At 68.7% G+C, this 19,897-nt stretch carries 17 protein-coding genes and 1 tRNA gene; 16 read left to right on the top strand and 2 right to left on the bottom strand.

Translation table 11 applies throughout. The features are described 5' to 3' along the window. Positions 1 to 31: 31 nt before the first annotated feature. From ACQP2E_RS06315 to ACQP2E_RS06340, 6 genes are read left to right on the top strand one after another with little or no spacing between them, the layout of a single operon-like run. Positions 32 to 1,246, top strand: a complete 1,215-nt coding sequence (locus ACQP2E_RS06315; protein ID WP_433828915.1) for a deoxyguanosinetriphosphate triphosphohydrolase — start codon at positions 32 to 34, stop codon at positions 1,244 to 1,246. 34 nt (positions 1,247 to 1,280) lie between these two features. Continuing rightward, a complete protein-coding gene (gene dnaG / locus ACQP2E_RS06320) occupies positions 1,281 to 3,140 on the top strand; it encodes a DNA primase (RefSeq protein WP_433828916.1) in 1,860 nt (619 codons plus the stop codon). Beyond that, positions 3,137 to 3,667, top strand: coding sequence for a hypothetical protein (locus ACQP2E_RS06325; protein WP_433828917.1), 531 nt, complete (start codon positions 3,137 to 3,139; stop codon positions 3,665 to 3,667). Before dnaG ends, ACQP2E_RS06325 begins: the two co-directional genes overlap by 4 nt. Before the next feature lie 10 nt (positions 3,668 to 3,677). Then, complete coding sequence (locus tag ACQP2E_RS06330; protein ID WP_433828918.1) at positions 3,678 to 4,601, top strand: ABC transporter ATP-binding protein; 924 nt, start codon at positions 3,678 to 3,680, stop codon at positions 4,599 to 4,601. A 1-nt stretch (position 4,602) separates the two neighbouring features. Next, on the top strand, positions 4,603 to 5,352 hold the full coding sequence (locus ACQP2E_RS06335) for an ABC transporter permease (RefSeq protein ID WP_433828919.1): 750 nt from the start codon (positions 4,603 to 4,605) through the stop codon (positions 5,350 to 5,352). Positions 5,353 to 5,362: 10 nt separating this feature from the next. Beyond that, positions 5,363 to 6,136, top strand: a complete 774-nt coding sequence (locus ACQP2E_RS06340; protein WP_433828920.1) for an ABC transporter permease — start codon at positions 5,363 to 5,365, stop codon at positions 6,134 to 6,136. Between the two features lie 1,254 nt (positions 6,137 to 7,390). Here ACQP2E_RS06340 and ACQP2E_RS06345 read toward each other — a convergent pair. Then, on the bottom strand, positions 7,391 to 8,497 hold the full coding sequence (locus ACQP2E_RS06345; RefSeq protein WP_433828921.1) for a YihY/virulence factor BrkB family protein: 1,107 nt from the start codon (positions 8,495 to 8,497) through the stop codon (positions 7,391 to 7,393). Positions 8,498 to 8,786: 289 nt separating this feature from the next. On the opposite strand from ACQP2E_RS06345, the gene ACQP2E_RS06350 reads away from it, so the two are divergent. From ACQP2E_RS06350 to ACQP2E_RS06380, 7 genes are all read left to right on the top strand, one after another. Beyond that, positions 8,787 to 10,010, top strand: a complete 1,224-nt coding sequence (locus ACQP2E_RS06350; RefSeq protein ID WP_433828922.1) for an ROK family protein — start codon at positions 8,787 to 8,789, stop codon at positions 10,008 to 10,010. Further along, positions 10,007 to 11,542, top strand: a complete 1,536-nt coding sequence (locus ACQP2E_RS06355) for a sugar ABC transporter ATP-binding protein (protein WP_433828923.1) — start codon at positions 10,007 to 10,009, stop codon at positions 11,540 to 11,542. Before ACQP2E_RS06350 ends, ACQP2E_RS06355 begins: the two co-directional genes overlap by 4 nt. After that, a complete protein-coding gene (locus ACQP2E_RS06360; protein WP_433828924.1) occupies positions 11,539 to 12,555 on the top strand; it encodes an ABC transporter permease in 1,017 nt (338 codons plus the stop codon). Before ACQP2E_RS06355 ends, ACQP2E_RS06360 begins: the two co-directional genes overlap by 4 nt. A gap of 11 nt (positions 12,556 to 12,566) precedes the next feature. After that, the gene (locus ACQP2E_RS06365) at positions 12,567 to 13,604 is read left to right on the top strand and encodes a substrate-binding domain-containing protein (RefSeq protein WP_433828925.1); all 1,038 of its coding nucleotides are present in this window, start codon (positions 12,567 to 12,569) and stop codon (positions 13,602 to 13,604) included. An 11-nt stretch (positions 13,605 to 13,615) separates the two neighbouring features. After that, the gene (locus tag ACQP2E_RS06370) at positions 13,616 to 14,806 is read left to right on the top strand and encodes a Gfo/Idh/MocA family protein (RefSeq protein ID WP_433828926.1); all 1,191 of its coding nucleotides are present in this window, start codon (positions 13,616 to 13,618) and stop codon (positions 14,804 to 14,806) included. Between the two features lie 530 nt (positions 14,807 to 15,336). After that, positions 15,337 to 16,266, top strand: a complete 930-nt coding sequence (locus tag ACQP2E_RS06375; RefSeq protein ID WP_433828927.1) for a hypothetical protein — start codon at positions 15,337 to 15,339, stop codon at positions 16,264 to 16,266. A 224-nt stretch (positions 16,267 to 16,490) separates the two neighbouring features. Further along, positions 16,491 to 17,495, top strand: a complete 1,005-nt coding sequence (locus ACQP2E_RS06380) for a sugar phosphate isomerase/epimerase family protein (protein ID WP_433828928.1) — start codon at positions 16,491 to 16,493, stop codon at positions 17,493 to 17,495. An 82-nt stretch (positions 17,496 to 17,577) separates the two neighbouring features. Here ACQP2E_RS06380 and ACQP2E_RS06385 read toward each other — a convergent pair whose 3' ends face one another. Beyond that, a complete protein-coding gene (locus ACQP2E_RS06385) occupies positions 17,578 to 17,904 on the bottom strand; it encodes a hypothetical protein (protein WP_433828929.1) in 327 nt (108 codons plus the stop codon). Positions 17,905 to 18,103: 199 nt separating this feature from the next. On the opposite strand from ACQP2E_RS06385, the gene ACQP2E_RS06390 reads away from it, so the two are divergent. From ACQP2E_RS06390 to ACQP2E_RS06400, 3 genes are all read left to right on the top strand, one after another. Further along, positions 18,104 to 18,179 (top strand) — tRNA-Asn (locus ACQP2E_RS06390). A gap of 228 nt (positions 18,180 to 18,407) precedes the next feature. Next, positions 18,408 to 19,673, top strand: coding sequence for an NAD(P)/FAD-dependent oxidoreductase (locus ACQP2E_RS06395; RefSeq protein ID WP_433828930.1), 1,266 nt, complete (start codon positions 18,408 to 18,410; stop codon positions 19,671 to 19,673). Positions 19,674 to 19,679: 6 nt separating this feature from the next. After that, complete coding sequence (locus ACQP2E_RS06400) at positions 19,680 to 19,850, top strand: hypothetical protein (RefSeq protein WP_181557780.1); 171 nt, start codon at positions 19,680 to 19,682, stop codon at positions 19,848 to 19,850. The last annotated feature ends 47 nt before the right edge of the window (positions 19,851 to 19,897 follow it).

The raw sequence follows: 19,897 nt of genomic DNA on the forward strand, positions 1-19,897 counted from the left end.
GCAACCTGGACAACCAGCTTAGGGTGAGATCATGACGGCTGCGGACGCCCAGCGGTGGGCATCTGAGCCCGCGAAGGACAGTGGGTACGGACGTACGCCGTACCAGCGGGATCGGGCACGGGTGCTGCACTCGGCGGGGTTCCGCCGGTTGGCCGCCAAGACTCAGGTGCACACGGCCGGGTCGGACGACTTTCTGCGTACCCGGCTCACGCACTCGCTCGAGGTGGCGCAGATCTCCCGGGAGATGGGCGCCCGGCTCGGCTGCGACCCGGACGTCGTGGACGTGGCCGGGCTGGCGCACGACCTCGGCCACCCGCCGTTCGGCCACAACGGCGAGGCGGCGCTCGACCAGGCCGCCGAGGCGTGCGGCGGGTTCGAGGGCAACGCGCAGACGCTGCGGGTGCTGACCCGGCTGGAGGCGAAAGTGCCCGGCGCCGGGCTCAACCTGAGCCGGGCCACGCTCGACGCCTGCTCCAAGTACCCGTGGTTCCGTAAACCGGGGTACCGCAAGTTCGGTGTCTACGCCGACGACCGGCCGGTCTTCGAGTGGCTGCGTGACGGGCGGGACGACGAGCGCCGCTGTCTGGAGGCGCAGGTGATGGACTGGGCGGACGATGTCGCGTACTCCGTGCACGACGTCGAGGACGGCGTGCACGGCGGTTATCTCACCCTCGGGCAGCTGCTGAACGACGCGGACGAGCGGGCCGAGCTGTGCCGCGACGTCGCCGCCACCTATTCCGAGGAGAGCACCGACGAGCTGGGCGCCGCGCTCGACCAGCTGCTGTCCGATCCGGCCGTGTCCATCGTCACCGGGTACGACGGCGGGTACGCCTCCCAGGTCGCCCTGAAACGGATGACAAGCGTGCTGACCGGCCGGTTCGTGGCCTCCGCGGTCGGCGCCACACACAGCCGGTTCGGAACGGATCCGATGCGCCGTTACGACGCCGACCTGATCGTCCCGCGGACCGTCCGCAATCAGTGCGCGCTGCTCAAGGGCATGGCCTTCCGGTACGTGATGCGAACCCGGGCGGCCGAGGACTGGTACTCCGAGCAGCGCGTCATTCTTCGTGAGCTGGTGGAGTCGCTCACGCGTACCCCGGAGAAGTTGGATCCTCTCTTCGGGCCTCTGCATGCGGCGGCAGAGGATGACGCCGCCGCACTGAGAGTGGTGATCGACCAGGTCGCGTCCCTGACCGATCACGCGGCTGTCGCGTGGCACCGAAGCCTGGTGACGGCGCGCCGCTGACCCTGCTGGCGGGCCGGGTGTCCGGCGAGGCAGGATGTATGCCGTGGCGGGCAGGGTCAAGGACGAAGACATCGCACTGGTCCGGGACCGATCCTCGATCGTCGACGTGGTCAGCGATACGGTGACGCTCCGGTCGGCCGGAGGCGGCAACATGAAGGGGCTGTGCCCCTTCCACGACGAGAAAACGCCGTCGTTCAACGTTTCCCCAGCTAGAGGCGTCTATTTCTGCCACGGCTGCGGTCAGGGCGGCGACGCGATCAAGTTCTTGATGGACGCGGAGCATCTGTCGTTCATCGAGTCGGTCGAGCGATTGGCCTCCAAGAGCGGCATCCAGCTGCGTTACGAGACCGACGGTCCCGGCGTCTCCACGCCGCGACCGCAGACCGGCCAGCGGCAGCGGCTGATCGCGGCGCACGCGGCGGCCACCGAGTTCTACCGTGACCAGCTGGGTTCGCCGGGCGCGCGCAAGGCCCGCGAGTTCCTGGCCGAGCGTGGCTTCGGCCGGGACGCGGCCGAGAAATACGGCTGCGGCTTCGCGCCGGACAGCTGGGACGCGCTCGCCAAGCACCTGCGCCTCAAGGGTTTCACCGCCGAAGAGCTGACCGCGGCCGGGCTCTGCAAACCGGCCCGTTCCGGCTCACTGATCGACAGGTTCCGCCGCCGGCTGCTCTGGCCGATCCGGGATGTGACCGGTGACGTGATCGGTTTCGGCGCGCGCAAGCTCTTCGACGACGACGACGGACCGAAATACCTGAATACCCCCGAGACGCCGATCTACAAGAAATCGCATGTGCTCTACGGCCTCGACCACGCGAAACGGGAGATCGCCAAGCGCGGCCGGGCGGTGATCGTCGAGGGCTACACCGACGTGATGGCCTGCCACGAAGCCGGCGAGCCGACCGCCGTGGCGACCTGCGGCACCGCGTTCGGCGTTGATCACATCCAGGTGCTGCGGCGCCTGCTGATGGACAGCGACAGCTTCACCGGCGAGATCATCTACACGTTCGACGGTGATGCGGCCGGGCAGAAAGCGGCGTTGCGGGCATTCGAGGAGGATCAGCGCTTTGTCGGGCGTACCTTCATCGCGGTCTCGCCCGACAACATGGACCCGTGCGAGCTACGTCTCGCCAAGGGTGATCTCGCCGTGCGCGACATGATTGCCGGGCGTGAGCCGCTGGTGGACTTCGCGCTGCGCCAGACCCTCGCCAAATTCGATCTGGACACGGTCGAGGGCCGGGTCGAGGCGATGCGCAAGGCCGCGCCTTTGGTCGCCAAGATCAAGGACAGAGAAAAGCGACCTGAGTACGCGCGAAAGCTCGCCGGCGACCTCGGCATGGACCTGGATCCGGTGCAGCGGGCGGTGAACAACGCCGTCCGCTCGTCTTCTGATCAACCGCAGCAACGGGCGGCGCAGCCGGCCGACTCGCCGCAGCGGATGGTCGAGCGGGAGGCGCTGAAACTGGCCCTTCAGGAGCCCGTCCTGGCCGGCCCGATGTTTGACGCGCTCGGCAGCGAGATGTACGCCGACCCGGTGCTCCAGGCGGTCCGTGAGGCGGTCAGCGAGGCCGGTGGCGCGTCGGCGGCCACCGGCGGCGCGGTCTGGATCGAGAAGGTGCGCGACTCCTGCGCCGACCTCGGCGGCCAGGTGCTGGTGAGCGAGCTCGCTGTCGAACCGCTCTATGTGGACGGCGCTGCCGACCCTCGTTATGTGCAGGTCACCCTGGCACGACTGCAGGGCGCCGCGCTGACCACCCGGATCCGCGACCTCAAGTCCAAGGTGCAACGGGTCAACCCGGTGACACACAAGGATCAATACCTGGCCCTGGCCGGGGAACTCTTCTCGCTGGAACAGCAGGCCCGGGCCCTGCGCGATCAGGCGGCAGGTGGATTGTGAAACTCTTCCGACGGCGTCCCTCGTTGCCGGCCGAGTCCCGGCCGCCGCTCGCCTCCGGGGAACGGGTGGTGGCCTGGTGCCTCTCCGGTGACTCGACGGAGGACGTCGTGGTCGCCACCAACCACGGGATCTGGCTGCCGTCGGCGGTTGCCCGGTTGGGGTGGCACGAGATTCACAAGGTCGCCTGGTCCGGGCGGGAGCTGCGGATCATCCCGGCTGTCGTCTCGTCGGAGCGAGAGGGCTACACCGTTCTGGTGGACGGGCCCGCCGTCACGTTCCTGCTCCTGGAGCCGGGTGAGGTGCCCGACCAGGTGCGGACGCGGGTGACCAAATCGGTGGGGTACACGACGCATCACACGCTGCCGGGCGGTGCCGTGCGGGTGGTCGGCCGCCGGGTCAGCGGACAGGACGGCCTGTCGTGGGCGGTCCGTTACGACGCGGGCACGCCTGTGGAGGACGACGAGGTGATCACCGCGACCGACGAGCTGGTCGGTGCCGCGCGAGAAACTGTCGCACCCCCTCTTTAATGTCCAGGGGGTGTCTTCCCTCATCCATGCGCGTGGCTTGATCAAGCGGTTCGAGTCGTTCACCGCTGTCGACGGCATCGACGTCGACGTGCGGGCCGGTGAGGCCTTCGGCTTCCTCGGGCCCAACGGAGCGGGCAAGAGTTCGACAATGCGCATGATCGGCTGTGTCTCCCCACCCACCGAGGGCGTGCTGGAGATCCTCGGGATGGATCCGCGCCGCGACGGCCCGGCCATCCGCGCCCGGCTCGGCGTCTGCCCGCAACTGGACAATCTGGACGTCGAGCTCACCGTCCGGGAAAACCTGACCACGTACGCACGGTTCTTCGGCATCCCGCGCAAGGTGGCTCGCGCCCGCGCCGACGAGCTGCTCGATTTCGTCCAGCTCACCGAGCGCGCCGACAGCCAGGTCGAGCCACTCTCAGGCGGCATGAAACGCCGGCTCACCATCGCCCGCGCCCTGGTCAACGAGCCCGACATCGTGCTGCTCGACGAGCCGACCACCGGCCTCGACCCGCAGGCCCGGCACCTGGTCTGGGAGCGGCTGTTCCGGCTCAAGCAGCAGGGCGTCACGCTCGTGCTGACCACGCATTACATGGACGAGGCGGAGCAGCTCTGCGACCGCCTCGTGGTGATGGACGGCGGCCGCATCGTGGCGCAGGACTCGCCGCGCGCGCTCATCGAGCGTTACTCCACCCGGGAGGTGGTCGAGCTGCGGTTCACCGCCGACGACCAGGGGAGTTACGCGGAGAAGCTGTCCGGCATCGCCGAGCGCTTCGAGGTGCTGCCCGACCGCATCCTGCTGTACGTTGCCGACGGCGACGACGCACTCGCCGAGGTGCACCGGCGAGAGCTGAGCCCGGCCAGCGCCCTGGTCCGGCGCAGCAGCCTGGAGGACGTGTTCCTGCACCTCACCGGCCGGACGCTGGTGGACTGAGATGACATCCGTCCTGGAATACCACCTGGTCCACTACCGGCGGACCTGGCGCTCCAGCGTGCTCTCCACGCTGCTGCTGCCGTTGCTCACCATGGTCGGGTTCGGCCTCGGCGTCGGCGGTTACGTCACCAGCGGCATCGACGGCGTCTCCTATCTGGACTGGATGGTCCCCGGCCTGATCGCCTCGACCGCCGTGCAGACCGTGATCGGTGAGGCCACCTGGCCGGTGCTCAGCTACTTCGAGTGGCTCAAGGTTTATTTCGCGCAGGCCGCGGCGCCGCTGCGGCCCACCGACATCCTCGGCGGCCATCTTGCCTTCATGATGTTCCGGGTGCTGCTCAGCGTCGTCGCGTTCCTGGTGATCGCGGCGGCTTTCGGCACGCTGCACTCGCCGTGGGCGGTGGCCGTGCTGCCGATCTCGGTGCTGGTCGGGCTGGCGGTGGCCGCGCCGGTCGTCGCGTACAGCGCCTCGATCCGCAGCGACAGCTACCTGGCGATCCTGATCCGGTTCGCGGTTCTGCCGATGTCGCTGTTCTCCGGGGTGTTCTTCCCGATCGACTCGCTGCACCCGGTGCTGCGCGCGGTGGCGTGGGTGCTGCCGCTCTCGCACGGCGTCGATTTGAGCCGGGCCGCCACACTCGGGGTCAATCCCGGCCTCGGCGGGCTGTGGCAGCTGCTCTACCTGCTCGTCTGGTGCGTGGGCGGGTGGCTTCTCGCGCTGAGCCGCTTCCGCCGCCGGCTGGTGGTGTGACGTGCTGGCGATGGTTTCCATTCGGCGTACGTCGTCGGTGACCGCTCGCAATGTGACGGCGCTCGGTTCGGCGTACTGGCTGGTGATGCTCGGGGGCTTCCTCGAGCCGGTGCTCTACCTCTTCTCGATCGGCGTCGGGGTGGGCGCGCTGATCGGCGACATCACCCTGCCCGGCGGTGAGGTGGTGGGTTACGCGGCCTTCGTGGCCCCGGCCATGCTCGCGTCGTCGGCAATGAGCGGGGCGCTCGCCGAGACCACCTTCAACTTCTTCGGCAAGATGAAGTTCATGCGGCTGTACGACGGCATGCTCGCCACGCCGATCCGGCCCATCGAGATCGCCCTGGGCGAGCTGACCTGGGCGATGATCCGCGGCAGCCTCTACTCGGCGGCGTTCCTGGTGATCATGGTGCTGATGGACCTGACGACGCCGTTGCGTGCCCTGGCCGCGTTCCCCGCCACGGTGTTGACCGGCTTCGCGTTTGGCGCGGCCGGCATGGCCACGGCCACGCTGATCCGCAGCTGGCAGGACTTCGACCTGATCGGGTCGGCACAGTTCGCGCTCTTCCTGTTCTCCGGGACGTTCGTGCCCGCTACGGCGTACCCGGCGGTGGTGCGCTGGGTGGTCGAGGCGTCGCCGCTCTATCGGGCGGTCGACCTGGTCCGCGGCATCACAACCGGCACGGTCGGGTGGGTGCAGATGATCGACGTGCTCTATTTGTTCGCGCTGATGGCGCTCTGCCTGTCCGCGGCCGGCCGCCGGATGAACAGGCTGCTCTGCAAGTAACGTCCGGCCGCGCCGGGTGCCGCTTCCGGGTGCCTGCGCGGGGTGCCGCTTCCGGTTCGCCTGCGCGGGTTTCGGTTGCCTGGGCGGGGTGCCGCTTCCGGTTCGCCTGGGCGGGTTTCGGTTGACTGCGCGGGGGTGCCGCTTCTCTCGCCGTTTTCCTGCGCGGCCACCGCTGGCAGGATCTTGGCGAGTTTCGGTGGGGTGAGTTCTTCGTTTGAGGGGCTTCGGGGTTGCCGCCCCTCCCGGTTGTCACGCAGGGTGATGGATCGGCGGGCAGGGTTCTGGCTGCGGCGTATTTGTGGAGACCTGTTGGGGTCATAGCACCCGCAGGTCTCCAAGATTGCCGCCTCCTGAGCACGCCTGTCACTACCGGTGACAAGTGCGGCCGGCGCGGCCGGTGCGGCCGGGAATGCCCGGGGCACCTCTGCTGGCGACCGCACGTTGCCAGGATCGCGGATAGAGGGTGCGCAATGGGGCGGCCCACGCCTGCTCGTCCTGCACCGCCATTTGCCGTCGTTCGCAGATCTTGTGAGTTTTGGCCGTCGTGCCGGCCACTCGGGTTTCGCCATTTGTGGAGCGGTAGTGGTTCAGGGCGGCGTGACGGCGTCGCGGCGTGGCGGGGTGGCGGGGTGGCGGCGTGGCGGCGTGACGGGGTGGCGGGGTGGCGGGGTGGCGGTTTCTCGGTGCGAGGCGCCGTTCGGAGATCTTGTGCGGTTCGGCCGGCCAATCGACCACGAGTGCACGAGTTCGCAGGACGGCCATCCGTGGCGGGTCGGTTTCGGGTGGCTGGCGAGCGTTGTGGTGATGCTCTGCCACCACGACAGGTGAACAGCGCTGGATCTTGGAGGCTCGTGGGTGTTCTATGCCAGGTGCTCTATGCCCCACCGGTCTCCAGACCTGGTGAGCGCGGTGCTTCGCAGTTTGGCGTGGTGAGCGCGGTGCTTCACCGCTTCGACGTGGGAGCGCGGTGTTTCACGGATCTTGTGGAGTTCGGCGAACCGTTTGCGCACAACTCCACAAGATCGACTAGGCCCGTTCGATCTTGTGGAGTTGTGCGGACACGTCAGCGGGGAAGTCCACAAGATCCAGGTGGCGCGGCGCGGCGCGGCGCGGCGCGGCGCGGGGCGGGGCAGGGCAGGGCGGTGCCCGGGGCGCGGGGGCGGCGCCCGGTCGTGGAGGGGCGGCGCCCGGTAACGACGGACCGCCTCACTCTTGGGGGAGTGAGGCGGTGCGTTGTGGGGTGGGAAGGGTGGGTCAGTGTTCGCCCAGCCCCTGCTCGCTGCCCTTCTTGAGCTTGCGACTGTCGCGCAGTTGCAGGAACGGCTCGTCGTCGGCCGGGTGGCCGGCGGCGATGGCTCGGCCGCGTTCCAGTTCGGCATCCAGCTCGGCGCCGAGCAGGATCGCGATGTTGGAGATCCAGAGCCAGACCAGGAAGGCGATGACGCCGCCGAGCGTGCCGTACGTCGCGTTGTAGTTGGCGAAGTTGGCCAGGTAGATCGCGAAGGCGGCGGAGGCGATCACCCAGAGCAGCACCGCGAAGATGCCGCCGGGGCTGACCCAGCGGAAGCCGCCGGTCTTGGCGTTCGGCGAGGCCCAGTACAGGACCGCGAACATCAGGCTGATCAGCATGACCAGGACCGGCCACTTGACGATGTTCCAGGTGGTGACGGCCACGCCGCCGAGGCCGATCTTCTCGCCGACGATCTGGGCGAGGTCGCCGGTGAAGATGACGATGGCGGCCGAGGCGATCAGCATGACGCCGACCACGGCGGTGACACCGACCCGGATCGGCAGGGTCTTCCAGATCGGACGGCCTTCCGGCACGTCGTAGATGGCGTTAGAGGCGCGCATGAACGCCGCGATGTACCCGGACGCCGACCAGAAGGCGACGATGACACCGATGATGGCGGCGAGGCCGGCCTTGCCGGTGCCCTGTACCTGGGTGAGCACGGTGTCGACGAGGTCGCGCAGCTGCTGGTTGGGCGCCAGTTCGCTGACCGCGTCCTGCACCGTCTTCTGGCCGTCCGAGCCGAGCAGGCCCAGCAGCGAGACGATCACCAGCAGGCCGGGGAAGATTGACAGCACGCCGTAGTAGGTGAGTGCCGCTGCCCAGTCCGAGACGTTGTCCTCGGAGAACTGCTTGAAGGTCCGCTTCACCGCGGCGAAGACGCCCTTGGCGTGCAGCTGGGTGGGCTTGTCCGGGCCGGCGTCGGGGCCGGGTGCGTTGAGATCCGTGCCCTTGTCCTCAGCGGTCCGGGTGCTCGTGGCGGCGGAAACGTCGTAGTCGGCGGCTCCCCGATCACGGGCCTCGCTGCTCTCGTGGTCTGTGGACTGCTCGTCCTTGGTGGGGCGAAGTTTCATCGAGGACCTCCTTCGGGGTGACGAACCGGCGGCTCGTGGTCGCTCACCCCAGCTGCGACGTGCGACTACGGCCGTGCCAGGACTGTTCCCCGTGTTCGCCGACGCTAACCCGAGCCACCCGTACGCGGCACGCTCGTGCCCCATGGCCGACCCCCCTGATTGTCACTTGTCGATCACGAGACCCAACTTTCGCCAGGATTTGCAAAAGTTTGTGTTGATCAAGAAAAAGGTATGGCTCGATGTGGCGGAAGCGCCCTAGTGTGACCCGCGTAACACGCTGTTAACGGAGGTGTACGTGTACCAGCCTGCGGCTCCTCACCTGCGACTACTGCGGCTGCTCCGCGACCAGGGCCCGGTGTCCCGTGCCGAGCTCGGTGACCGCCTGGAGCTGAGCCGGCCCCGTCTGCTGGCCGAGGTGGAGCGCCTCGTCGCGGCCGAGATGATCGTCGAAGCCGGCATGGCGGCCTCCCGGGGCGGCCGGCGCTCGACGCTTGTCGAGCTCCATCCGCGGCTGCGGTTCGCCGCCGTCGACCTGGGCGCCACCTCGATCAACGTGGAGGTGACGAACGGGCGGCTGGAGCCGCTCGCGGCGTACCAGGAAGCGGCTGACATCCGCTCCGGGCCGCGAGCGATCCTGCTGCGGGTCAACGAGCTGCTGGCGAAAGCGCGGACCGACGGCGTCTACGACCGTCTGGACGCGGTGGGCATCGGCGTGCCGGGCCCGGTCAGCTTCCGCGACGGTGTCCCGGTCTCCCCGCCGATCATGCCGGGCTGGGATCGGTACCCGGTCCGCGAGCTGCTCACCCAGGAGTACGGCTGTCCCGCCGTGGTCGACAACGACGTCAACATCATGGCGATCGGCGAGCGGCACGGCGGCGTCGCCCACTCCGTCGACGACTTCCTGTTCGTCAAGATCGGTACGGGCGTCGGCTGCGGCATCCATCTCAACGGTGGCGTCTTCCGCGGTGTCGACGGCTGTGCCGGCGACATCGGGCACATCCAGGTCGAGCAGAACGGCCCGGCCTGCTCGTGCGGCAACACAGGTTGCCTTGAGGCGCTATTCGGTGGCGCTGCGCTGGCGCGGGACGCCCTGGCGGCGGCCCGATCAGGAGAGTCGCCCGCCCTGGCCGCCCGCCTGGAGGCACTCGGCGGCGGGACACCCGGCGGCGGCGCGACAGCCGGCGGTGCCACGCTCACTGCCCGGGACGTCGCGATCGGCGCCGCCGAGGGCGACATCACCTGCATCCGGCTGATCCGCGACGGCGGACGCCGGGTGGGCAGTGTGCTCGCGACCCTCGTCTCGTTCGCCAATCCGTCGATGATCGTCATCGGGGGCGGGTTGGCGCAGCTCGGCCACGTGCTGCTCGCCGAGATCCGCAGCGTGGTCTACCGCCGGTCGCTGCCACTCGCCACCGGCAACCTGCCGGTGGTCCTCTCCGAGCTGGGCAGCCGGGCCGGCGTCACCGGCGCGACAGTGCTGGCCAGCGACGCGCTCTTCGAGCAGGCGTCATGACCGTCCCGGAGCAGGAACAGGAAAAACCCGTCGTCCTCCGGCTCACCGACGTGGTCAAGGTCTTCCCTGGCGTACGCGCTCTCGACGGCGTGCAGCTCGAGGTCCGGGCCGGCGAGGTGCACTGCCTGCTCGGCCAGAACGGCGCCGGCAAATCCACATTGATCAAGGTGCTGGCCGGGGTGCACCACGCCGACGCCGGCGAGGTCACCTGGCTGGGCGAGCCGTTCGCACCGCCCACGCCGCAGGCCGCCATGCGTGCCGGCATCGCCACGATCTACCAGGAGCTCGATCTGGTGGACGACCTGTCGGTGGCGGAAAACGCCTTTCTCGGGCACGAGCCGAGCCGGGCCGGGTTCACCCGGCGACGTGTCACGGCCTCGCGTACCAAAGAGATCTTGGGCCGGTTGGGGCACGGGGAGATCTCACCGCGCCGGATGGTCCACAGCCTGCCGGCCGCCGCCAAGCAGGTGGTGAGCATGGCCCGCGCGCTGTCACACGACGCCCGGCTGATCGTGATGGATGAGCCGAGCGCGGTGCTGGCCCACGACGAGGTGGCGAACCTCTTCCGGATCATCCGGGAGCTGACGTCGCACGGGATCGCGGTCATCTACATCTCGCACCGGCTCGATGAGATCCGTGAGATCGGCGACCGGGTGACAGTGCTGAAGGACGGCCGGACCACCGCGGCGAACCTGCCGGCCCGAACCACCCCGACCAAGGAGCTGGTCGGCCGGATGACCGGCCGTTCCATCGAGTACGTCTTCCCGCCCCGCGAAGGCAGCCCGGGTGAGAACCCGCTGCTGGTCGTGGAGAACCTGACCCGGTCCGGCGAGTTCGCCGAGGTGAGCCTGACGGTCCGCCCCGGCGAGATCGTGGGGGTCGCCGGGCTGGTCGGGTCCGGCCGGTCCGAGCTGCTGGAGACCATCTTCGGCGCTCGCCGGCCGGACTCCGGCACCGTCACGGTCGAGGGCAGGACGATCCGCGGGGTGGGCGGCGCGGTCCGGGCCGGCATGGGCATGGCGCCGGAGGAGCGCAAGAGCCAGGCGCTGCTGCTGGACGAGCCGGTCTACAAGAACATGACGCTCGCGTCGTTTGCCAAGTTCGCCCGGTTGGGCTTCACCAACACCGGTGGCGAACGGGCGGCGGCCATCCGGACCGCGGATCAGCTGGAGCTGCGCCCGCGCGACGTGGTCCGTCCGATCCGGACACTCTCCGGCGGCAACCAGCAGAAGGTCGTGGTGGGCCGCTGGCTGCTCGGTGGCACCAGGTTGCTGCTGCTCGACGAACCCACCCGTGGCGTGGACGTGGGCGCCCGGGCGGAGCTCTATCAGGTGATCCGGGACCTCGCCGCGAGCGGCGTGGGTGTGCTGCTGGTCTCCAGCGAGGTTCCCGAGGTGCTCGGTCTGGCCGACCGGGTGCTGGTGATGCGGGAAGGCCGCTTGATCCACGAGGCCCCGGCCGGGGAGCTCGAAGAAGACACCGTTCTCAACCTCGTGATGGCGGGGTCGCTTCTGGAAGGAGAGCCGGCGTGACAACTGAAACGGCACCCGCCGACACGCGAGCCGGCCGCGAGCGCCGCCGCCTCGACGAGGGCACGATTCGCAACCTGGGCCTGGTCGCCGTCCTGGTGATCCTGGTGATCATCGGAATCATCACCAGGCCGGAGCTGTACAGCGACCCGACCTGGGTACGGAACAACTTCCTGACGATCCTTCAGCAGGCGTCGGCGATCGGTGTCGTGACGGTCGGGATGACCTTCGTGATCATCGGCGGTGGCATCGACCTGTCGGTCGGGGCGATCATCGCGCTCGCGGCGGTCTGGTGCACCACTGTTGCGACACAGAGCTTCGGCGCTGTCGGCATGATATTCACGGCGCTCGCCGTCGGTCTCGGTGTCGGCCTGGTCAACGGGGTCCTCATCGCGTACGGAAGGCTCGTTCCGTTCATCGCGACGCTCGCCATGCTGGTGGCGGCCCGGGGTCTTGCCGCGCAGATCTCCGGCAAGCAGACGCAGATCTCCGAGAGCTCGGTGATCAACGGCATCGCGACCACGAAAATTCTGGGGATCCCGCTGCTCGTGATCATCCTGGCCGCGGTGGTCGTCGCCGGCTGGGTGCTGCTCAACCGCACGACGTTCGGCCGCCGCACGGTCGCCGTCGGCGGCAACCCGGAGGCCGCACGGCTGGCCGGCATCAACGTGAAGCGGCAGACCCTGCTGCTCTACATGCTCTCCGGTCTCTGCTGCGGCATCGCCGCGATCATGCTGACCTCGCAGGCGACCAGCGCGCAGGCCGCGATGGCGAACCTTTACGAGCTCGATGCGATCGCCGCGGCCATCATCGGCGGCACGCTGCTCAGCGGCGGCCGCGGCACCATCGTCGGCGCCCTCTTCGGGGTGCTGGTGTTCTCCACCATCACCAACCTGTTCGCGATCAACAACCTCTCCACCGAAGTTCAGAACATGGTCAAGGGCGCCATCATCGTGGCCGCCGTCTTGGTCCAGCAGTTCCGCTATCAGTCGCTCACTCAGCTCTTCAAACGATGACGGGAGCAATAATGTCCTCATTGTCCCGTAGGCGCGTTCTGTTCGGCGGCGCTGCCGTCGGCGCCGGCGCCCTGCTCACCGCCTGCACCAGCAACGAGTCCGGTACCCCCGCTCAGGTCAACCAGAACAGCGGCGACGCGAACGCGGCGCCCGGCGACAAGGTGACGATCGGCTTCACCGCTCCGGCCGCCGACCACGGCTGGATCGCCGCGATCACCAACAACGCCAAAGCACAGGCCCAGCAGTACTCCGACGTCGAGCTGAAGGTCACCGAGGCCGGCTCGGACGCGGCGGCCCAGCGTGCGGCGCTCGCCACGATGATCGCCGAGAAGCCGACGATCATCGTGATGCTGCCGCACGACGGCAAGGAGCTGAACTCGGCCGCCGAGGAAGCCATGCGGGCCGGCATCCCGGTGGTCAACCTGGACCGGGCGTTTCCCTCGCGGGACGCGTACCGGTTGCAGATCAAGGGTGACAACTTCGGGATGGGACTGGCCGCCGGGTCGTACATCGGTGAGCAGCTCAAGGCCAAGGGCGTCAGCAACCCGATCATCGGCGAGATCCCGGGCATCGACTCGCTGGAACTGACCCAGGAGCGGTCCGACGGCTTCAACACCGCGCTCGCCGTCTACGGCTTCAAGGTCGCCAACCGCCGTCCCGCCGACTTCACCATCGACGGCGGCCAGAAAGCGGCGACCGACCTGCTCCAGGCGCTGCCCAAGATGGACGCTCTCTGGAACCACGACGACGACCAGGGCGTCGGCGTCCTCGCCGCGATCAAGCAGGCGAACCGCAGCGAGTTCCTCATGGTCGGCGGCGCCGGCGCGAAATCCGCCATCGACGCGATCACGGCGGACGACACCGTGCTCAAGGCGACGGTCACCTACAGCCCCTCGATGGCCTCCTCGGCCATCTCCCTGGCGCGGTTGATCGCCCAGGGCAAGGGCATGAGTGACCTGGTGGAACTCCAGGTGCCGAAGGAGATCACGCTCGCCTCCGAGACGATCACCAAGGAGAACGCCGCACAGTACGCCAAGCTCGGGTTCTAAGAGGGGGCAGCATGTCGCAGGACCTGCGAGTCGGCATGGTCGGCTACGCGTTCATGGGGGCCGCGCACTCGCAGGCCTGGCGAACCGTCAACCACGCTTTCGATCTGCCCTTGCGGGCGCGGATGTCGGTGGTGTGCGGCCGCTCCACGGACCAGGTGGCACGCGCCGCCACGCGCCTGGGCTGGGAGAACCACACCACCGACTGGCGTGCCCTGGTGGAGAGCGACGAGATCGATCTGGTCGACATCTGCACGCCGGGTGACACCCACGCCGAGATCGCGCTCGCGGCGCTAGCCGCCGGCAAGCACGTTCTCTGCGAAAAACCCCTTGCCAATTCGGTGGCCGAGGCAAGAGAGATGGCCGCGGCCGCGGCCCAAGCCCAGACCCATGGGGTACGCGCGATGTGCGCCTACAACTACCGCAGGGTCCCGGCCGTCGCGTTGATGCGAGACCTGGTGGCGTCCGGACGGATCGGTGCGATCCGGCACGTCCGGGCGCAATACCTCCAGGACTGGATCGTCGATCCGGAGTTCCCCCTGGTCTGGCGGTTGCGCAAGGAGATCGCCGGTTCCGGGGCACTCGGTGACATCGGCGCGCACATCGTCGACCTCACCCAGTTCGTCACCGGCCAGTCGATCAGCGCGGTGTCGGCGCTGACCGAGACGTTCATCCGGTCCCGCCCGCTGCCGTCGGAGTCGTCGGGGCTGGCGGCATCGGCCAACGGGACCCTGTTCGGCGACGTGACTGTCGACGACGCCGCGCTCTTCCTGGCCCGGCTGGACGGGGGAGCGGTCGCCACGTACGAGGCGACGCGGTTCGCCACCGGCCGCAAGAACGCGTTGCGAGTCGAGCTCAACGGCGCGCTCGGCTCGCTCGCTTTCGACTTCGAGCGGATGAACGAGCTGGAGTTCTACGACGGCACCCGGGAGAGCACCGAGCAGGGCTTCACCCGGATCCTGGTCACCGAGCCGGACCACCCGTACCTGGCCGCCTGGTGGCCGCCGGGCCACTCGATCGGATACGAGCACTCGTTCACCCATGAGGTCCGTGACCTGATCGAGGACATCGCGGCGGGACGGCCGCCGGCGCCGTCGTTCACCGACGCGCTGCAGGTTCAGCTGGTTCTGGACGCGGTCGAGCGGTCTGCCGCCGGCGGCTCCTGGGCCGAGGTCGAGACCGTCCTGGAGCCCGCACAGGGCTGAGAGATAACGGCTACTCAGGGCCGATGACGTCCCGTCGGGGGCGGCGAGGGACGGCGTGGCTGCGCCCCGCGCCGGTCGTCCGCGGCGGGCGGTGCGGGTGCACGGGAACCCCCTGTGCATCCGCACCGGCGCGTGGCACGCGGCGAACGCACGAGCAGCCGGTCATTGCATGTCCGTTTGTTCAGAATATGAACAATGTGGCTGTCCGACTATGCCCTTCCGGTGCGTGACAACAAAAGCTACTCGCTGGTCACCCGGGTCGAAGGCATTGGCGTCAGTAAATTTACCGGTCTGTTTTAGATCATGTTGTGGCCGGTCAGGATGTCGCACGGCCGGTGTGCCGGTGATCCGTCATGTGACGCAGTCTCGTATCCGAGGACATGCATTCCACGGATGGAGGCGACGATGACAACCCGGTGGCGTGGCAGCGGCCGATCCGAGACAGGTCGCCGGATGGTCCATACTGGAGGCGTTAGCACGAGCGGATGCACGTGCACCTGCACGGGAGACCTCGTCCGGGGAGGAAATTGATGCGGCTGCGCCATCCCTCCGGCCGAATCGTGCACCTGAGCTGCGGCGTCAGCCTAGTCCACGCGGAGACGCCGGCAGATGGGCTGGAGCGGCTCGAGGCCACGGCCGCCGAGCTGCGGTCCCATTTCGGAACCGGGCTGCTCGGTGTGGCCCTGCGGCTCTCGTACCCTCTCGCCGCTGCCCTCGCTGACGACGGCCGCGCCCGCACCCGGCTGCGCGCCGAGCTCGACGCCAAGGGCCTCGAGGTCGTCACGCTGAGCGGAGTGCCCGACGCCGAGGGCGGCGGCGAGAACACCGTCACGACCACCGACGACGCCGCGGACGACCCCCGGCTCCCCGGGGACTGGAGCACGCCGTCCCGGGTGCGCCACACCCTCGCCCTGGCCCGGATCCTCGTCGACCTGCTGCCTTTCGAGGAGGTCCGCGGCGCGATAGCCACCTGCGGCCTCGGACCGGCCACCGAGTGGGACGAGAACCATCAGAAAGCCGGCGCCCGGCACATCTCCCGCCTTTCCGGCGGGCTCGCCGACCTCGCCTGGCGGGTCGGCCGCGCGGTCCGCTGCGGTTTCGAGCCCGGTCCCGGCCAGGTGCTGGACAGCCCGGAGGCCACTGTCGCCGCGCTCACCCGGGTCGACAAGGACCGGCTCGGCGTCTGCCTCGACCTCGCCACCGTGATCCGCGACTGGCCCGACCCGGAAGCCGGCATCGACCGCATCACCGACGCCGGCCTCTCCGTCATAACGGCCCGGATCACCGACCCGGCCTCCGGCTGGCAGCCGATCCTGCGGCACCTGCTCGCCGCCGACACGGCCCGGACCGAGTACGTGGACGTCGACACCCCGGCGGGGGCGGCCGATCTCCCGTACGTCCTGGAGGAGCTCACCGCGATCGGCCTGGTGCCGGAGCAGCAACCCTGCACCGCGCCCTGATCCCGGTCTTTCGCGAGCCCATTTCTGGTCTTTCGCGAGCAGGGCCGCCGCCGTAGAGTCCGGGGAGAGGCACCGCTGCGACGCGCGGGCCGGGATGGGTGCGCAGATCCGTTCCGGCATCGATACGCCGTTCAGTCGTTGCGCGCCCTCGTGGGCCGGTCTCCCTCGCCGGCCGGTAACGCGGCCACGTCTCGTGGCCACATCACCAGCCACGAGGAGGGACCATGGCACGACCCATCACACTCTTCACCGGCCAGTGGGCTGACCTGCCGTTCGAGGAGGTGTGCCGGCTCGCGTCGGAGTGGGGATACGACGGTCTGGAGATCGCCTGCTGGGGCGACCACTTCGAGGTGGACCGGGCGCTCAACGAGGACGGTTACCTCGATCGCAAGCACGAGCAGCTCGCCAAACACAACCTGAAGTGCTTCGCGATCTCCAACCACCTGGTCGGTCAGGCCGTCTGCGACCATCCGATCGACGAGCGGCATCAGGACATCCTGCCCGCCTCGATCTGGGGCGACGGCGAGGCCGAAGGCGTCCGGCAGCGGGCGGCGGAACGGATGAAGGACACCGCGCGCGCCGCGGCACGCTTCGGTGTGCGTACGGTCGTCGGCTTCACCGGATCGTCGATCTGGCACACCGTCGCGATGTTTCCGCCGGTGCCCGCCTCGATGATCGACCGTGGGTACGCCGACTTCGCCGACCGCTGGAACCCGATCCTCGACGTCTTCGACGAGGTGGGCGTCCGGTTCGCGCACGAGGTGCACCCCAGCGAGATCGCGTACGACTACTGGACCACCCGGCGGGCGCTCGATGCGATCGGCAACCGGCCGGCGTTCGGGCTCAACTGGGATCCGTCGCACTTCGTCTGGCAGGACCTCGACCCGGTCGGGTTCATCCTGGAGTTCAAGGACCGGATCTACCACGTCGACTGCAAGGACGCGAAGGTGCGCACCGGCGACGGGCGGCGCGGGCGGCTCGCTTCGCACCTGCCCTGGGCGGATCTGCGGCGCGGGTGGGACTTCGTCTCCACCGGGCACGGCGACGTCCCCTGGGAGGACTGCTTCCGGGCGCTGAACAGCATCGGGTACGCGGGGCCGCTCTCCATCGAGTGGGAGGACGCCGGGATGGACCGTCTGGTCGGGGCGCCCGAGGCGCTCAAGTTCGTGCGAGGGCTGGCGTTCGAGGCGCCGTCGGCCGCTTTCGACGCGGCCTTCTCGTCCCGCTGAGGTTCGCTGCTCGGAAATGCCGCCGGGCCGCCCCGCGACAGTGCGGGGCGGCCCGGGCGACGTTTGACCGGCTAGCGGTACCTCAGTACGTGGTACCGGTGCTGGTGCCCTTCGATCCGGCGAGCGAGTCGCTGGGGGCCAGCAGCTCGTCGGTCGTGCTCGTGGTGCTGGACGTCGTGCCAGTGGTGCTCAGCTTCTCTCCGAGCTTGGACGACTGGATCTTGTCCTTGCCCTCGGTGTACAGCTTGTTGGCCTGCGCCTGTGCGACGCCGGCCGCCTCCTGCACCGTGGGGTTCTCCCAGATCTTCTGAGCGTTGGCCCGGATCTCTTCGTACTTCTCCCGGCCGGCACGGGTGCCCAGGACGAAGCCCGCCGCGAGACCCGTGAGGAACATCAGCTTTCCGCGCATGGTGGCGGCTCCTTCCGTTCGATGACGCGCGTGCGTCTTACGAGTGGTGCATACCCATCCTGTCGGCGCGATACTCCCGTTCAGCAGGTTTCCCGGATGTCGCCCTGTCGGGGTGGGTATCCCTGTTGCTGAGGACCCGGGATGGTCATGTAGTCTGTTCTCCGTTGCCAGGGAAACCCGGCGGCACAGAACAGAACGATCCCCGATAGCTCAATTGGCAGAGCAGCCGGCTGTTAACCGGCAGGTTATTGGTTCGAGTCCAATTCGGGGAGCCACACACCACCCCAGGCGGTTCACCTGCCTGGGGTTTTCTGTTGTCTGCCTCCCTGTATAACCCCGGGCCCCGCCCTGTGTGGTGACGGCTATCCGACTGGGGTGTGCTTTGCGCGTACCCAAGCCGGCTTTTGATCTTGATGGTCTTGCCTTGCCTGGCCTTTCGCCTCCTCGGGCACGTCTGCCCGGTTACGCTGAGTTCCGCGTTGAATGCAGCATGTGAGGTGGTTATGTCGCAGCCGGTTGAGGTGGACGTCGTCATCGTTGGCGGCGGGCTCGCCGGGCTGGCGGCTGCCCGCAGGCTTGATCGCGCCGGGGTCGAATGGCTGCTCGTCGAGGCGAGCGACCGGATCGGCGGTCGCGTGGCCACCGACGTCATCGACGGCTGGCACCTGGACCGCGGCTTCCAGACGATCAACACGGCCTATCCGCTGCTGCCCGCGCTCGTCGACGTGGACGCGCTGGACATGCGGTACTTCACGTCCGGTGTGCTGGTGCGCCGCGGCAGCTCGCTGCACCGCCTGGAAAATCCGCTGCGCGAACCCCTCACCACTACGAAGACCCTGCTCTCCGGCGTTGGCAGCCTCGCCGACCGGCTGAAGTTCGCCGCGCTCGCGACCCGGTGCGCGACACTGCCCGCCGCGAAACTGCTCGACATGCCGGAGATCACCACCCAGGAGATGCTGCGCAACGCCGGCCTCTCGCACCGGATGATCGAGGAGGTGCTGCGCCCGTTCTTCTCCGGCGTCTTCGGCGACCGCAGCCTCGACACCTCCAGCCATGTTGCCGCGATGACGCTGCGTTCCTTCACCCGCGGCCGGATCGGCGTGCCCTCGGCGGGGATGGCCGCGCTGCCCGCCGCGATCGCCGGGCCGCTGCCGTTTCCGCAGCTGCTGATCGGCGCGCGCACCCTGTCGCTGGGCCGGGGCATGGTGGTCACCGAGGCCGGCGAGATCCACTGCCGGGCCATCATCGTCGCGACCGACCCGCTGCACGCCTCCGAGCTGCTCAGCGGCCGCATTTCGCGACCCGACGTGCACGGGCTCACGACCTTCTACTTCGGCGCGCCGCACGCACCCATCGACGAGCCGATCCTGGTGCTCGACGGTGACCGGCGCGAGATCATCGCCAACACCGTCGTGATGAGCAACGCCGCGCCCGAATACGCACCGGGCGGCATGAGCCTCATCGCGGCCACCGTGGTCGGCGTCTCGGCGCCGTCCAGCGCCTCGGAAACCGTGATCCGGGTCGAGCTGTCCCGCATCTACGGGGTGCCCACCGACGACTGGCAGCTGCTCGAAGTGATCAGCATGCCGTACGCCCTCCCCGCGGCCCGCGTGCCGCAATCCCGCCTCCGAAAGCCGGTCGCCCTCGGCGACGGCCTGTTCGTAGCGGGTGATCATCGCGACAGCCCGTCCATCCAGGGCGCGCTCGCCGGCGGCTGGCGCACCGCCGGAGCGGTACTGTCCGCACTCGGCGCCCACGTAGGGGTGTGACCCATCATGAGCGATTTCAACCCGGAGAATTACGCAGAATTCACCACGCAGGATGGCCCGGGAGAGCCAAGCGTGGGCGACGATGAGTTACCGCGGATAGAGGATCTGCAACCGCCGGAGATGGTGGTGGACCCGGCCAGGCAGATCGTCCTCCTGCCGAAATCCCTGGTGCAGTGATAGATCGCCTAGCTGAGGGAGCAGGGCACGAGATAGGATCGCCGCCG

Source organism: Actinoplanes sp. CA-015351 (genome assembly GCF_050955685.1).
Taxonomy (GTDB): Bacteria; Actinomycetota; Actinomycetes; order Mycobacteriales; family Micromonosporaceae; genus Actinoplanes.